This window comes from uncultured Caballeronia sp., from assembly GCF_964243625.1.
Lineage (GTDB): Bacteria > Pseudomonadota > Gammaproteobacteria > Burkholderiales > Burkholderiaceae > Caballeronia.
This window is the reverse complement of record NZ_CAXTGZ010000124.1, coordinates 1-13,635: the sequence shown is the minus strand read 5'-3', so window position 1 is coordinate 13,635 and position 13,635 is coordinate 1. Positions and strand designations below refer to the sequence as shown.

Here is a 13,635-nt window from a genome sequence, read left to right as displayed (position 1 = left end):
GTTGCGCAACTCGTTGCGCTCGCGTTCGCGCAACGCGGTGAACGGCTTGCCCAAAAGCGAAACCTTGCCGGCGCTGGGTTCATCGAGCCCGCCGAGCACGTGCAACAACGTGCTTTTGCCGGAACCCGACGCGCCGACGATCGCGAGCTTTTCGCCGCGATGCACCTGCAATTCAGCATTGTCCAGCACTTGCACGTTAAAGCCGCCCTGCACGAACGTCTTCGAAATGGCCGATGCTTCCAGCACGATGTTGTTCGACACCTCACTCATACCGCAATGCCTCCGCCGGACGGACCTTCGCGCCGCGCCAGCTCGGATAGAGCGTGGCGAGCGATGACAAGACAAACGCGATCAGCCCGATCCGGATCACGTCGGCGGGGACGAGTTCGGACGGCAGTTCGCTGATAAAATACACCGACGGCGGCAGGAACTGCACGCCGAACAGATGTTCGATACCCGGCACGAGCCACGGGATGCTCCAGGCGATCAGGCAACCGAGCGTCACGCCGATTGCCGTGCCGATAAACCCGATCGTCACGCCCTGAATCACGAAGATCTTCATGATCGACCCGGGCTGCGCGCCAAGCGTGCGAAGAATCGCGATGTCCGCTTGCTTATCGGTCACGGTCATCACCAGCGACGAAACCAGGTTGAACGCCGCGACCGCAATGATGAGCGTCAGGATGATGAACATCATGCGTTTTTCGATTTGCACGGCCGAGAACCACGTCTTGTTCTGCTGCGTCCAGTCGCGAATGTAAAGGTCGCCGGAGAGCGTGCGCGAAAGCTGCCGCGCGACTTCCGGCGCGCGTTGCATGTCCTTCAGCTTCAGCCGCACGCCCGTGGGCGCCGGCAGGCGAAAGAGCGCCTGGGCATCGGAGATGGAAATCAGTGCGAGCGTGGAATCGTACTCGTAGTGCCCGGATTCGAATACGCCGACGACCGTGAACTGCTTGAGCCGCGGCAGCATGCCCGCTGGCGTGATCGTGCCTTCAGGGGCCACCAGCGTGATCTTGTCACCCGTTCCTACGCCGAGATTGCTCGCCAGGTCGCGTCCGAGCACGATGCCGAACCCGCCCGGCACGAGATCCGTGAGCTTGCCGCCCTTCATTTCCTTGCCGATATCGGACACTTGCGGTTCGAGCGTCGGCTCGACGCCGCGCAACGCCACGCCGCTGACAGCACCTTGCCGCGTGAGCAGCGCCTGCGCGTCGACATAAGGTGCCGCGCCGATCACTTCCGGATTCTTGCGCGCTTCCTGAGCGGTCAGTTGCCAGTTGGGCATGGACCCCGTCGGCGAAAAGATTTCGACGTGCGCGAGCACCGACAACATGCGATCGCGAACCTCTTTCTGAAAGCCGTTCATTACCGAAAGCACCACGATCAGCGCGGCCACGCCGAGCGCAATGCCGGCCATGGATACCAGCGCAATGAACGAGATGAAACCGTTGCCGGTGGTGCGTTTGCCGGCGCGGGTGTAGCGCCAGCCGATCTGCCATTCATAGGGAAGTTTCAAGCGATTCCTTTCAGCGTCTAACGTTCTTCGATCTGACCATCGCGCATTCGGTGCACGGATGGACGTTCCGTGCGACTTGCGCCGTTTTTATCACCCGATCCGTCGATCAGGCGCGAACTGGACGCGCCGTTGCGCATCCGATCAAGCGCGAAGTTTGCCACACAATGCTTAAGCCCCCCTTTAGAGCGAGGGACGCAATGCGGCGGAAAACGCACGCGAAACGCGTGCAAAACCCTTGACACAGGCCATTCGGCCGATTTCGGGAAGCGAGACGTCAGTCCATACTCGATCAGCTCGCCGGCCGCATGAACCCCTTCCAAAAAGAGTTGGCAATGCCCGCCACGACGGCCCTCGATTTAACCCTTTACGTATTACGCAAAACGTAATACGATGACCATAATGATTCAAACGTTCCGATGCAAGGACACGCAGGCACTTTACGAAGGTGAAACGCCGAAGCGGTTTGCAGCAATTGCAGATGTCGCGACCAGAAGGCTTTCGGCGCTGGATGCTTCGCACGAATTGCGCGACCTGAAATCACCGCCCGGCAACCGTCTCGAACGGCTGTCGGGCGACCGGCGGGGCCAGCTCAGCATCCGGATCAACAGCCAGTGGCGCGTTTGTTTCAAATGGACGACGAAGGGTTCTGTCGACGTCGAAATCATTGACTATCACCAAGCAGGTTGATTCAACATGTCGAAGAACGGAATGCGCGCAGTTCATCCGGGAGAAATTCTTCGGGAAGACTATCTGGTCCCGCTGGAGTTGAGCGTCAACGCGCTGGCGCTGGCGCTCAACGTGCCGGCCACGCGGCTGCACGAGATCGTGAAGGAACGGCGCGGCATCACGGCGGATACGGCTTATCGCCTCGCGCGCTACTTCGACACCACGCCTGAATTCTGGTTGAATCTGCAGGCCATGTACGACCTCAAGACACTGCCCACACGCAGTGAAATCGATCGAAAAGTCGAACCGCGCGAGCCTACCCGCGCTTAAAACGCGCAATCAGCCAGCAGAAGCGCCGGGCCCTTTGCCATACAATGCCCAGCATCATGCCCACGCCCAAGCTCCACGATCTCCATCTTCTTCTTCCGTTCGCGCTGCCGTCCGCCGCCGACGCGGCAACTGCGCTTCACACCCTCGCGCGTCCAGCGCTTGATCGGCTGCTTGCCCGCGCAACGGTCGAGGAACGCGTGATCGGCGAGGATTTTCAGCGCACCTTGCCGCACGAACGCTGGATTGCGCGGCAATTCGGCGTGGTGAACGACTCATCGAATACGTCATCAAGGCAGGCCGCCGACGAAGCACCGCTCGCGCCCTACATGCTGCTCGCCGATGGCGGTTCTCCGGGCGATGCCACATGGGCGTGCATCGAGCCGGTTCACGTTCGTATTGCGCGTGACCACCTGGTCCTGATCGATCCGGCGACGCTCGGCGTGGAGAACGAGGAAGCACGAACGCTGTTCGATGTCGTCAAGCCACTGATAGAAGACCTTGGCCTGACGATCCAGGCGCCGCAACCGGTGCGCTGGTACGTCACGGGCGAAAGCCTCGGCACGCTAGCCGGGGCGTCGCCGTTGCGGGCGAGCGGGCGCAACATCGAGATCTGGCTGCCGCACGAAGCCGGCACGGGCGAGCGCTCGCGGGCATGGATGAAGTTGCAGAACGAAGTGCAGATGGCGTGGTTCGAGCATCCGCTCAACGAAGCGCGCGAAATGCGCGGCCTGCCCGCGATCAATTCGATCTGGTTGCACGCGCAAGGCGCGATTCGCAGCGTGACAAGTCCGTTTGCGCGGGTCATGTCGAGTGCGGCAGCAACACGCGGCCTGGCACTCGCCGCCGATATCGTTCCGGAAGCGCCGCCGGCATCGTTCGCGGCGCTTGCCGCAGATCAAAACCAGAACAATGGCCGCACGCTGGTAGAGCTCGATCCGTTCTCGGCGCCGTTTATAGAACAGGACTGGGCGCGGTGGAATGAAGCGCTCGGTGTTCTCGAGCGCGACTGGTTCGCCCCTGCGCTCAGCGCGCTCGAAAATGGCTCGCTCGGCACGTTGCGCCTTACCTTGTGCAGCGATACCGGCTCCGTATCGCTGAGCGTTACACGCGGTGCGTTGCGCAAATTCTGGCGGCGACGTCCGATGGCCGCGTTGTTCATCGAATAGAAACTGGAACGAATGACCCGAATCGTCACACGTGCCCCCTCTCCCGCCGATGCCGCCGTTCTCGTGCGTCATGGCGTTCATCCGGTTATCGCGCGGCTGTATGCATCGCGCGGTGTGTGTTCACCGGACGAAATCGAAACCGAGCTCAAGAAATTGCACGCGCCCATCGGGCTCAAGGGCTGCGATGAAGCGGCCGCTGTTCTCGCCGATGCGCTCGCAGCGAAGCGCCGCATGCTCGTCGTTGCCGACTACGATTGCGACGGCGCGACGGCCTGCGCGGTGGCCGTTCGCGGACTCCGAATGTTCGGCGCGCAGATCGATTATCTGGTGCCGAATCGTTTCGAATACGGTTACGGGTTGACGCCCGAAATCGTGGCACTGGCGGCGGGCCGGGCCGGAGGCAAGCCGGATCTGCTGATCACGGTCGATAACGGCATCGCGAGCGTGGATGGCGTGGAAGCGGCGAACGCGTTGGGTATCGATGTGCTCGTGACCGACCACCACCTGCCGGGCGACGATCTCCCGCCGGCGCGCGCAATCGTGAATCCGAACCAGCCGGGCTGCAGCTTTCCGAGCAAATGCATTGCGGGCGTGGGCGTGATTTTCTACGTACTGCTGGCGTTGCGCGCGGAATTGCGCCGCCGCAATGCGTTCACGGACGAAGCGCCCGAACCGCGTCTCGACGGCCTGCTCGATCTCGTTGCGCTTGGAACCGTCGCCGACGTGGTGAAGCTCGATCCGAACAACCGCATCCTGGTGGCGCAAGGCCTGAAGCGGATTCGCGCGGGACGCATGCAGCCGGGTATCGCGGCGCTGTTTCGCGCAGCGGCGCGCGATGCGCGCGTTGCATCCGGCTTCGATCTCGGCTTTGCGCTCGGCCCTCGCCTGAACGCGGCGGGACGCTTGTCGGATATGTCGCTCGGCATTGAATGCCTGATCACCGACGACATCGGCCGCGCGTGGGAACTCGCGCAGCAACTCGACGGCATCAACCGCGAACGGCGCGAAATAGAGGCCGGGATGCAGGAACAGGCGCTCGAGGAACTGGCGAGCATCGATCCCGCAGACTCCGCCACGCTGACGCTGTTCAATCCCACCTGGCACCAGGGTGTGATCGGGATTGTCGCCGGGCGTTTGAAGGAGAAATTTCATCGTCCGTCGTTCACATTTGCGCACGCGGATGACAGCGGGGTTTTATCGAAGGGATCGGGACGCTCGATTGCCGGTTTCCATTTGCGCGACGCCGTGGACCTGATTTCCAAGCGCGAGCCCGGAATGATCGTGAAATTCGGCGGACACGCGATGGCCGCGGGCATGACCATCGTCACCGCCGACATTCCCCGCTTCACCGCCGCGTTCGAAGCGGTCGGACGCGAATGGCTGACAACCGAAGCGTTATCGCGGGTGGTTGAAACTGACGGCGAACTCGAAGACGCTTATTTCACGCCGCAATTCGTCGAACTGATCGATAACGCCGTCTGGGGCCAGGGCTTCCCCGCGCCGGTTTTCTCTGGTGAATTCGAAGTGGCTTCGCAGGCGCTGGTGAAGGACAAACACCTGAAACTGCAACTGCGGCGCGGCCAGCAGCGCTTCAATGCGATCTGGTTCAATCATACGGACACGTTGCCGAATCGCACGGTGGTGGCGTACCGGCTGGTTTCAGATACATGGAATGGTGTGGCGCGTGTGCAGATGATCGTCGAGCACGCGCTCGCGTGAAACGCGGGGTCCCGATCGTCCGCGCCCGCCCAGCGCAGGTTGCGGCTAAGTTATAATTTCCCTCTTAGCCAAAAAACCTGAAAACGATCACATGGAAGCGGAACGTCTAAACGCAATCGAGAATCTCCTCGCCGACCTGCGCCATCGCGCCGGCGAGCTCCGGGGGTATCTTTGACTACGACGCCAAGGCTCTTCGCCTCGACGAAGTCAACCGGGTACTAGAAGACCCGAACGTCTGGAACGACTCGAAAAACGCCCAGGCGCTGGGCCGCGAGAAAAAGCTGCTCGACGGCGTCGTCACCACGATCACGGACCTCGATAACGACCTGCGCGACACGCAGGATCTGTTCGACATGGCCCGCGAGGAAGCCGACGAAGACACACTCGTCTCGTGCGAGACAGACGCGGCAGCGCTTCAAAAACGCGTCGAAGACATGGAATTCCGCCGGATGTTCTCGAACCCGGCCGACCCGAACAACTGCTTTATCGATATCCAAGCAGGCGCCGGCGGCACCGAAGCGTGCGACTGGGCAGCCATGCTGATGCGCCAGTACCTGCGCTACTGCGAGCGTAAGGGCTTCAAGACTGAAGTGCTGGAAGAATCCGACGGCGACGTTGCCGGGATCAAGAGCGCGACCATCAAGGTGGAAGGCGAATACGCATACGGATTCCTGCGCACGGAAACGGGCGTGCACCGGCTCGTGCGCAAGTCGCCCTTCGACTCGTCGGGCGGACGCCATACGTCGTTTTCATCGATCTTCGTGTACCCGGAAGTCGACGACTCCATCGAAATCGATATCAATCCGGCGGACATTCGCACCGACACGTATCGCGCGTCGGGCGCGGGCGGCCAGCACATCAACAAGACAGATTCCGCTGTGCGTCTCACGCACGGACCGACGGGGATCGTCGTGCAGTGCCAGAACGACCGCTCGCAGCACCGCAACCGCGCCGAAGCCATGATGATGCTGAAGGCAAAGCTGTACGAGTTCGAAATGCGCAAGCGCCAGGTCGAGAAAGACAACCTGGAAAACAGCAAGACCGACGTGGGCTGGGGTCACCAGATCCGCTCGTACGTGCTCGACAACAGCCGTATCAAGGACTTGCGCACGAACGTGGAAATCAGCAACACGAAATCCGTACTCGATGGCGATCTGGACGACTTCATCAGCGCCAGCCTGAAACAGGGCGTGTAACCGAAGCACGCTTTTAAGCATCTTTTGCAGCGACGTTCTGCAGCAATTCACCGCAGCATTGCGTCGCTGATATTTGCGGCCAACGACCGAATCAGGTCCCAATTCAGCCGCAGTCACCGTATTCATCGCCGAAGACATCATGACCGAACCGACTCAGCCGGGCGCCGCTCCCGAACTGGAAGAAAACCAGATCCTCGCCGAGCGTCGCGACAAGCTCCGTGCGCTGCGCGAGCAAGGCATCGCGTACCCGAACGATTTTCGTCCGACGCACCGGGCCGCCGCGCTGCAAGCCGATTACGCCGATAAAGACAAGGAAGCGCTCGAAGCCGAGCCGCTGCAAGTCGCTGTCGCCGGTCGCATGATGTTGAAACGCGTGATGGGCAAGGCAAGTTTTGCGACAGTGCAGGACGGCAGCGGCCAGATCCAGTTCTTCATCACGCCCGCCGACGTCGGCCAGGACGTCTACGACGCGTTCAAGAAGTGGGACCTGGGCGACATCATCGCGTCGAAGGGCGTTTTGTTCCGCACGAACAAAGGCGAACTTTCTGTCCGATGCACCGAACTGCGTCTGCTGACGAAGGCGTTGCGCCCTCTTCCCGACAAATTTCACGGGCTGTCCGATCAGGAAATGCGCTATCGCCAGCGATACGTCGACCTGATCGTGACGCCGGAAACGCGCCAGACGTTTATTGCGCGCACGAAGGCGTTCGCGTCGATTCGCAGCTTCATGGCGAAGGCGGATTTCATGGAAGTGGAAACGCCGATGCTGCATCCGATTCCCGGCGGCGCCGCGGCAAAGCCGTTCGTCACGCATCACAACGCGCTCGACATGCAGATGTTTTTGCGTATCGCGCCCGAGCTGTATCTGAAGCGGCTGGTGGTCGGCGGCTTTGAACGCGTGTTCGAGATCAATCGCAATTTCCGCAACGAAGGCGTGTCGCCGCGACACAACCCCGAGTTCACCATGATGGAGTTCTACGCCGCGTACACGGAATACACGTGGATCATGAACTTCACGGAAGAGCTGATCCGGCAGGCGGCCATCGATGCACGCGGTACCGCCAACATCACCTATCAGGGGCGCGAGCTGGATTTATCGAAGCCGTTCCATCGGCTGACCATTTGCGAGGCAATTCAGAAATTTGCACCGCAATACACGGACGAACAACTTGGCGATCCAGCGTTCCTGCGCCCGGAACTGAAAAAGTTTGGCGTCGATGCATCGCAGCCGCAGTTCCTGAATGCCGGCGTGGGCGCGCTGCAACTCGCGCTGTTCGAGGAAACCGCGGAATCGCAATTGTGGGAGCCGACGTACATTGTCGACTATCCGCTGGAAGTGTCGCCGCTGGCACGGGCATCGGATACGGTTCCGGGAATCACCGAGCGCTTCGAGCTGTTCATCACGGGCCGCGAGATCGCGAACGGCTTCTCCGAGCTGAACGACCCTGAAGATCAGGCTGCACGCTTTCAAAAGCAGGTCGACCAAAAAGATGCCGGTGACGAAGAAGCCATGTTCTACGACGCCGACTACATTCGCGCGCTCGAACACGGCATGCCGCCGACGGGCGGCTGCGGGATTGGTATTGACCGGATGGTAATGCTGCTCACCGACAGCCCTAGCATCCGTGACGTAATCCTGTTCCCACATTTGCGCCGGGAAGACTGATTCCGGCGAACACGGCTGGTTTGTAAAAAAGGCGCGAAAGCGCCTTTTTTACGTTCAGACGGGTCATGAAGTTTGTAACTTTAGGTAAAAGGTAATTGCTGTTGAGCAAAGCCACGGACCCAGTACAGGCAAAAACCCTTATAAAACAAGCACCTGTAGCACTTATCGATCCCGGTGCGGTTCTTGCATCAATAGATCACACCTAAACGTTACAAATTGATAAATCCGGCGGCGGATACTGCCGCAAACTAATCACCAGACACCCAGCAACATCGCACTCTGCCTTGAGACGGAGGTTCAAAAATGGATAACAGCAACAACAACATGACCACCCCAAATTCACCCAATCGCAAGATTCACCCACTGGTGGCTACCGCCGCGGGTGCGGTCATCATTGCGAGTCTCGCGGCTACGGCCGCCGTCACTGGACTCTTTCCGAAGGCGTCCAGCACGTCGCCTGTGAACGACCAGACGCAAGCAGCACAGGTCGCGACACAACCCGTGGCGCCGACAGCGGCTCAAGCACAGGCGCAGCAGCAAGCCGCTCAACAGCAAGCGGCGCAGCAGCAACAAGCAGCGCAGGAACAGCAGGCCCGCCAAGTGGCTCAACAGCAACCGGCGCAACAGCCGAACTATGCGCAGCAGCAACCAGTGCAAGCTGCGTACTGCTCTACTTGCGGCACGGTTGAAGGCATCTCGGCGGTGAAGCGCGAAGGTCACGGCACGGGTATCGGTGCAGTTGGCGGCGCGGTCGCGGGTGGTCTGATCGGTAACCAGTTTGGTCGCGGAGGTGGCCGTACCGGCATGACGATTCTCGGCGCTTTAGGCGGCGGCCTCGGCGGTAACGCGGTGGAAAAACATCTGCGCAGCGAGACCGATTATTCGGTGCGCGTGCATATGGAAAACGGCAAGACGCGTTATTTCACGTATCGTGAGCCGCCGCCATTCAGCCAGGGCCAACGCGTGCGCATCGAGAACGGTACGCTGGCTGCGGGCTGATATCGGTTGGATGGTTGAGCTGGATAACAAAACGGCGACTCCTCGCGGAATCGCCGTTTTTGTTTTGTCTTGGCCGACGCCAGATTCAGTAATCCGCGTCTTCAATCCATGCCGCCTGGATCGCCTCGAGAATCCTCTCGTTGGATTTCTCAGGATCGTCGTCGAAGCCTGCCAATTCCGTCACCCAGCGATGCAAATCCGTAAATCGCACGAACTGCGGATCGACGTTCTGATGCGCGTCGGTCAGTGCCATCGCGATGTCCTGCGTGTCTGTCCACTTCATGGCAAGCGCTCCTGTCTCAAGGTCCCTGATAGTTTCAGTGATTCTCTTTAGCGTGATTGATGGTGTAGCGCGGAATCTCGACCACGAGATCCTCGTCGGCGGGTGCCATCGCCTGACATGATAACCGCGACGTCGGCTCGAGTCCCCATGCCTTGTCGAGCAAATCGTCCTCGTCTTCTTCCGATGGAACCAGCGCGTTGAATCCTTCGCGGATGATCACGTGACACGTCGTGCAGGCGCATGACTTCTCGCATGCGTGCTCGATCTCGATGCCGTTATCCAGCAAGTTGTCGCAAATACTCTTCGATAAATCCGCGTCGATCACCGCGCCATCCGGGCACAACTCGACGTGGGGCAAAACTACGATCTGGGGCATGACTTCTTTCCGTTCTATGTCGTTATGGGCTCAGAGTTCGTCGAGCCGGCGGCCGGCGAGTGCGCGGCGAATACTTTTGTTCATGCGGCGGGCGGCGAACTCGTCGGTGGCGGCGGCCAGTTCCTTGGTCGCGGCTTCGATGGCGTCCGTGCTGTCGCCCGTCGTGACCGTTGCCAGCTGGCCGATCAACATTTCGATATTCGCGCGCTCGGCGTCGTCCAGCAGTTCGCTGTCCGCGCCCAACGCCGCTTGCGATGCTTCTACCAGACGCCGTGCGTCGACTTGCGCTTCGCGCAGTGCGCGGGCGCGCATATCGACTTCGGCGGTGGTGAAGCTCTCTTCCAGCATGCGGGCAACGTCGTCATCGGCGAGACCATAGGACGGTTTCACGACCACCGATGCCTCCACGCCCGACAATTGTTCGCGCGCAAACACCGACAGCAAACCGTCCGCGTCCACCTGATACGTCACGCGAATGCGCGCAGCGCCGGCGGCCATGGGCGGAATGCCGCGCAGCTCGAAACGCGCGAGCGACCGGCAGTCGGAAACGAGCTCGCGTTCGCCCTGCACCACGTGAATGGCCATTGCGGTCTGGCCGTCCTTGAAGGTTGTGAAGTCCTGCGCGCGCGCGACCGGAATGGTCGAATTGCGCGGGATGATTTTTTCCGTCAGGCCGCCCATGGTTTCGACACCGAGCGACAGCGGAATCACGTCCAGCAACAGCCAGTCATCGCCCTCGCCGCTTCGATTGCCCGCGAGCATGTCGGCCTGGATCGCAGCGCCGAGCGCCACGACCTGATCGGGATCGAGATTGGTCAATGGCGGCTGGCCGAAATATTCTTCGACCGCGCGCCGAATCACCGGCATGCGCGTCGCGCCGCCAACCAGCACGACGCCCTTGATCTCGGACGCCGAGATCTTCGCATCGCGCAACGCCTTGCGGGTCGGCGTCAGCGTGCGTGCAACCAGCGCTTCAGTCAGCGCGGCAAAGTCGGTTTCGGTGATTGTCAGATCGATTTTCTGACCATCGGAGAACGCGGCTTCGATGCGCGCTTCCGGCGCATCCGACAACGCTTCCTTGGCCGTACGCACATGATCGAGCAACAGCCGCACGTCTTCCGGCGTTGCCGGCTTCACCTTCGCTTTTGCGAGCACGTGCCGATAAACCATGGCATCGAAATCATCCCCGCCCAGCGCTGAATCGCCGCCTGCCGCGAGCACTTCGAAGACGCCTTTGGTGAGCTTGAGAATCGACAGGTCGAAGGTTCCGCCGCCGAGGTCGTACACGGCGTATAACCCTTCCGATGCGTTGTCCAGCCCGTAAGCAATCGCGGCCGCAGTCGGTTCGTTCAGCAAACGCAGCACGTTCAGGCCGGCGAGTTTCGCGGCGTCTTTCGTGGCTTGACGCTGGGCTTCATCGAAATAAGCCGGAACGGTGATCACCGCACCGACCAGATCGTCGCCAAGCGAATCTTCCGCGCGATAACGCAACGTCGCCAGGATTTCCGCCGATACTTCCACCGGGCTCTTCACACCATCGATAGTACGAATCTGCACCATGCCTGGCGCATCGACAAAATCGTAGGGCGCGTTCTCGGCGCCTTCCACTTCACTCTTGCCGCGGCCCATGAAACGCTTGACCGAAACAATCGTGTTGCGCGGATCAAGCGCCGCTTCTTCCTTCGCAACACGACCGATACGCCGGCCGCCCTTCTCCAGATACCGGACCACCGACGGCAGCAGGTAATGGCCGTCCTCGTCGGGCAGCACTTCAGCTACGCTGTTGCGCATTGCGGCCACGAGCGAATTCGTCGTACCGAGATCGATGCCCACGGCAATGCGCCGCTGATGCGGCGCCGGAGCCATGCCGGGTTCTGAAATTTGCAGTAAAGCCATCGTTGCTCTATTGGGGGTTGGTGACGCCTGTAGTGTCGTCTGGTGGTCTGAAATCAGTCGAGCTTTTCGATCTGGTTGCCAATCTCGCTCGCCACACGTTCGATAAACATCAACTGGCGGACGGCTTCACTTGCCGCCTGATCGGCGTGACTGTCGATCAAAGCCGCCAGCTTTTCGAAGCGAATGCGTTCCTGGTCGCGCAGTTCCGTGAGCAAGTACTCGAGCGCGCCCACGTTCTTCGCCCCCGCCGCGTCCTCGATATTTTCGCGCCATTCCATTTGCTGCATCAGGAAGGCCGGTTCCATCGCCGTGTTGTTCTCGGCGTCGGCATGCACACCGCGCAGCGAGAGCATGTACGTGGCCCGCTTGAGCGGGTCGCGCAACGTCTGGTACGCCTCGTTCGCGCGCGTGGCCCACTGCATCGCAACGCGCTTTTGCGCATCGCCCGCGGCTGCAAACCGGTCGGGATGAACCTGCGCCTGCACTGTTCGATAAGCTTCGTCCAGCTTCGCGGAATCGATGGCGTAAGTCGGCGGGAGATCGAACAGGTCGAAGTGACTGTCGTTGAGCGTGGCCATGGGAGGAGGATAGATGGACTTAAAAAGCAGTGATGCTAAAGAAAAAGGCGGCACGCGCCGCCTCTTTGCTGTTCTTCCACAATGCTATACGCGAAAAGATTCGCCGCAGCCGCACTCGTCTTTCACATTCGGATTGTTGAACTTGAAACCTTCGTTCAGCCCTTCGCGCGCGAAATCCAGTTCGGTGCCGTCGATATAAGCGAGGCTCTTCGGATCGACAATGATCTTCACGCCCGCTGACTCGAACACCTGATCTTCCGGCGCGAGTTCGTCCACGTACTCGAGCTTGTAAGCGAGGCCCGAACAGCCGGTCGTGCGCACGCCAAGACGCAGCCCTACGCCCTTGCCGCGTCGAACCAGATACTTCTGCACGTGCTGTGCTGCCTTGTCCGTCAACGTGATTGCCATAGTCTCTCTTCAGCAGTTGCTTGAATCCGGATGGTTGCTCCCGGTCGCATGCTGCAGCCTTGCTTTGAATCCAAAACCCGAGCGCCGGATCTCTCTTGCAGACCCAGGCGCCCCTCCCTGAATTGCTTACGCTGCGTGTTGCTTCGCTTCAACCGGAGCCGCTTCTGCAACGCCCGCACCGTGACGTTGCTTGTAGTCTGCAACGGCGGCCTTGATTGCGTCTTCGGCGAGAATCGAGCAGTGAATCTTGACCGGCGGTAAAGCCAGTTCTTCAGCAATATGGGTGTTCTTGATCGTCAGCGCCTGGTCCAGGGTCTTGCCCTTGACCCATTCGGTCACGAGCGAGCTGGAGGCAATCGCCGAGCCGCAGCCATACGTCTTGAACTTCGCATCTTCGATCACACCGTCCGCGCCCACGCGGATCTGCAGCTTCATCACGTCGCCGCACGCGGGCGCGCCGACCATGCCGGTGCCGACCGTGTCGTCGTCCTTGCCGAACGAACCGACGTTGCGCGGGTTTTCGTAATGGTCCAGAACCTTGTCGCTATAAGCCATGATTCAAACTCCTTGAATTCGTATGCGTGTGCGTTCAACCGGGGCGCAAAGTGCTGCTTAGTGCGCGGCCCACTGGATCGACGAGATGTCGATGCCATCCTTATGCATTTCCCAAAGCGGCGACAAATCGCGCAGCTTCTGAATCTTGCCCTTCAACAGATTGATCACATAGTCGACGTCCTGCTCGGTCGTAAAGCGGCCAACCGTGAAGCGGATCGAGCTGTGCGCGAGTTCGTCGTTGCGGCCCAGCGCGCGCAGCACGTATGACGGTTCCAGCGAAG

Annotated in this window: 15 protein-coding genes and 1 pseudogene; 7 read left to right on the top strand and 9 right to left on the bottom strand. The window is 60.4% G+C overall.

Annotation, left to right across the window (positions count from 1 at the left end):
- Positions 1 to 270: ATP-binding cassette domain-containing protein (locus ACFFAR_RS11115; protein WP_174364475.1), on the bottom strand; the 270-nt coding region annotated here is incomplete at its 3' end.
- A complete protein-coding gene (locus tag ACFFAR_RS11110) occupies positions 263 to 1,516 on the bottom strand; it encodes a lipoprotein-releasing ABC transporter permease subunit (protein ID WP_061999064.1) in 1,254 nt (417 codons plus the stop codon). The genes ACFFAR_RS11115 and ACFFAR_RS11110, both read right to left, overlap by 8 nt.
- A gap of 390 nt (positions 1,517 to 1,906) precedes the next feature.
- Between ACFFAR_RS11110 and ACFFAR_RS11105 the strand changes: the two genes are divergently transcribed.
- The 7 genes from ACFFAR_RS11105 (at position 1,907) to ACFFAR_RS11075 (ending at position 9,258) form a co-directional block, all read left to right on the top strand.
- The gene (locus tag ACFFAR_RS11105) at positions 1,907 to 2,203 is read left to right on the top strand and encodes a type II toxin-antitoxin system RelE/ParE family toxin (protein WP_174364476.1); all 297 of its coding nucleotides are present in this window, start codon (positions 1,907 to 1,909) and stop codon (positions 2,201 to 2,203) included.
- Positions 2,204 to 2,209: 6 nt separating this feature from the next.
- Positions 2,210 to 2,512 carry a HigA family addiction module antitoxin gene (locus tag ACFFAR_RS11100; RefSeq protein ID WP_061999063.1) on the top strand — a complete coding sequence of 101 codons (303 nt, stop codon included), beginning with the start codon at positions 2,210 to 2,212 and terminating at the stop codon, positions 2,510 to 2,512.
- A gap of 44 nt (positions 2,513 to 2,556) precedes the next feature.
- Entirely contained in the window at positions 2,557 to 3,678 is a 1,122-nt protein-coding gene (locus ACFFAR_RS11095) for a regulator (RefSeq protein ID WP_174364477.1), read from the top strand.
- A 12-nt stretch (positions 3,679 to 3,690) separates the two neighbouring features.
- Positions 3,691 to 5,397, top strand: coding sequence for a single-stranded-DNA-specific exonuclease RecJ (recJ, locus tag ACFFAR_RS11090; protein WP_086380079.1), 1,707 nt, complete (start codon positions 3,691 to 3,693; stop codon positions 5,395 to 5,397).
- A 91-nt stretch (positions 5,398 to 5,488) separates the two neighbouring features.
- A protein-coding gene (gene prfB / locus ACFFAR_RS11085; protein ID WP_119024634.1) for a peptide chain release factor 2 occupies positions 5,489 to 6,593 on the top strand; the annotation gives its coding sequence in 2 pieces (ribosomal slippage) (positions 5,489 to 5,569 and positions 5,571 to 6,593; 1,104 coding nt in all).
- A gap of 139 nt (positions 6,594 to 6,732) precedes the next feature.
- Positions 6,733 to 8,259, top strand: a complete 1,527-nt coding sequence (lysS, locus tag ACFFAR_RS11080; RefSeq protein WP_174364444.1) for a lysine--tRNA ligase — start codon at positions 6,733 to 6,735, stop codon at positions 8,257 to 8,259.
- Between the two features lie 303 nt (positions 8,260 to 8,562).
- Positions 8,563 to 9,258 (top strand): glycine zipper 2TM domain-containing protein, encoded by a 696-nt coding sequence (locus ACFFAR_RS11075; RefSeq protein ID WP_061999059.1) that lies wholly within the window; start codon positions 8,563 to 8,565, stop codon positions 9,256 to 9,258.
- 85 nt (positions 9,259 to 9,343) lie between these two features.
- Here the strand turns inward: ACFFAR_RS11075 and iscX are convergent, their stop codons facing one another.
- The 7 genes and pseudogenes from iscX to ACFFAR_RS11040 form a co-directional block, all read right to left on the bottom strand.
- Complete coding sequence (iscX, locus tag ACFFAR_RS11070) at positions 9,344 to 9,541, bottom strand: Fe-S cluster assembly protein IscX (RefSeq protein WP_061999058.1); 198 nt, start codon at positions 9,539 to 9,541, stop codon at positions 9,344 to 9,346.
- 34 nt (positions 9,542 to 9,575) lie between these two features.
- Entirely contained in the window at positions 9,576 to 9,917 is a 342-nt protein-coding gene (gene fdx, locus ACFFAR_RS11065) for an ISC system 2Fe-2S type ferredoxin (RefSeq protein ID WP_061999057.1), read from the bottom strand.
- A 30-nt stretch (positions 9,918 to 9,947) separates the two neighbouring features.
- Positions 9,948 to 11,813: a Fe-S protein assembly chaperone HscA gene (gene hscA, locus ACFFAR_RS11060; RefSeq protein ID WP_174364919.1), complete on the bottom strand. Its 1,866-nt coding sequence runs from the start codon at positions 11,811 to 11,813 to the stop codon at positions 9,948 to 9,950.
- Between the two features lie 53 nt (positions 11,814 to 11,866).
- Entirely contained in the window at positions 11,867 to 12,391 is a 525-nt protein-coding gene (gene hscB, locus ACFFAR_RS11055; RefSeq protein ID WP_174364918.1) for a Fe-S protein assembly co-chaperone HscB, read from the bottom strand.
- 84 nt (positions 12,392 to 12,475) lie between these two features.
- Complete coding sequence (gene iscA / locus ACFFAR_RS11050) at positions 12,476 to 12,799, bottom strand: iron-sulfur cluster assembly protein IscA (protein ID WP_047896463.1); 324 nt, start codon at positions 12,797 to 12,799, stop codon at positions 12,476 to 12,478.
- A 126-nt stretch (positions 12,800 to 12,925) separates the two neighbouring features.
- The gene (gene iscU, locus ACFFAR_RS11045; RefSeq protein ID WP_061999055.1) at positions 12,926 to 13,354 is read right to left on the bottom strand and encodes a Fe-S cluster assembly scaffold IscU; all 429 of its coding nucleotides are present in this window, start codon (positions 13,352 to 13,354) and stop codon (positions 12,926 to 12,928) included.
- A 57-nt stretch (positions 13,355 to 13,411) separates the two neighbouring features.
- Positions 13,412 to 13,635, bottom strand: a pseudogene (locus ACFFAR_RS11040) (IscS subfamily cysteine desulfurase); the annotation flags it as partial.

Bases quoted from the DNA above. Each gene is read 5' to 3' on its own strand.
- ACFFAR_RS11100 (WP_061999063.1), top strand. From the start codon at position 2,210: ATGTCGAAGAACGGAATGCGCGCAGTTCATCCGGGAGAAATTCTTCGG.
- recJ (WP_086380079.1), top strand. From the start codon at position 3,691: ATGACCCGAATCGTCACACGTGCCCCCTCTCCCGCCGATGCCGCCGTT.
- ACFFAR_RS11095 (WP_174364477.1), top strand. From the start codon at position 2,557: ATGCCCAGCATCATGCCCACGCCCAAGCTCCACGATCTCCATCTTCTT.
- iscA (WP_047896463.1), bottom strand. From the start codon at position 12,799: ATGGCAATCACGTTGACGGACAAGGCAGCACAGCACGTGCAGAAGTAT.
- ACFFAR_RS11075 (WP_061999059.1), top strand. From the start codon at position 8,563: ATGGATAACAGCAACAACAACATGACCACCCCAAATTCACCCAATCGC.
- hscA (WP_174364919.1), bottom strand. From the start codon at position 11,813: ATGGCTTTACTGCAAATTTCAGAACCCGGCATGGCTCCGGCGCCGCAT.
- fdx (WP_061999057.1), bottom strand. From the start codon at position 9,917: ATGCCCCAGATCGTAGTTTTGCCCCACGTCGAGTTGTGCCCGGATGGC.
- iscU (WP_061999055.1), bottom strand. From the start codon at position 13,354: ATGGCTTATAGCGACAAGGTTCTGGACCATTACGAAAACCCGCGCAAC.
- ACFFAR_RS11105 (WP_174364476.1), top strand. From the start codon at position 1,907: ATGACCATAATGATTCAAACGTTCCGATGCAAGGACACGCAGGCACTT.
- iscX (WP_061999058.1), bottom strand. From the start codon at position 9,541: ATGAAGTGGACAGACACGCAGGACATCGCGATGGCACTGACCGACGCG.
- lysS (WP_174364444.1), top strand. From the start codon at position 6,733: ATGACCGAACCGACTCAGCCGGGCGCCGCTCCCGAACTGGAAGAAAAC.
- hscB (WP_174364918.1), bottom strand. From the start codon at position 12,391: ATGGCCACGCTCAACGACAGTCACTTCGACCTGTTCGATCTCCCGCCG.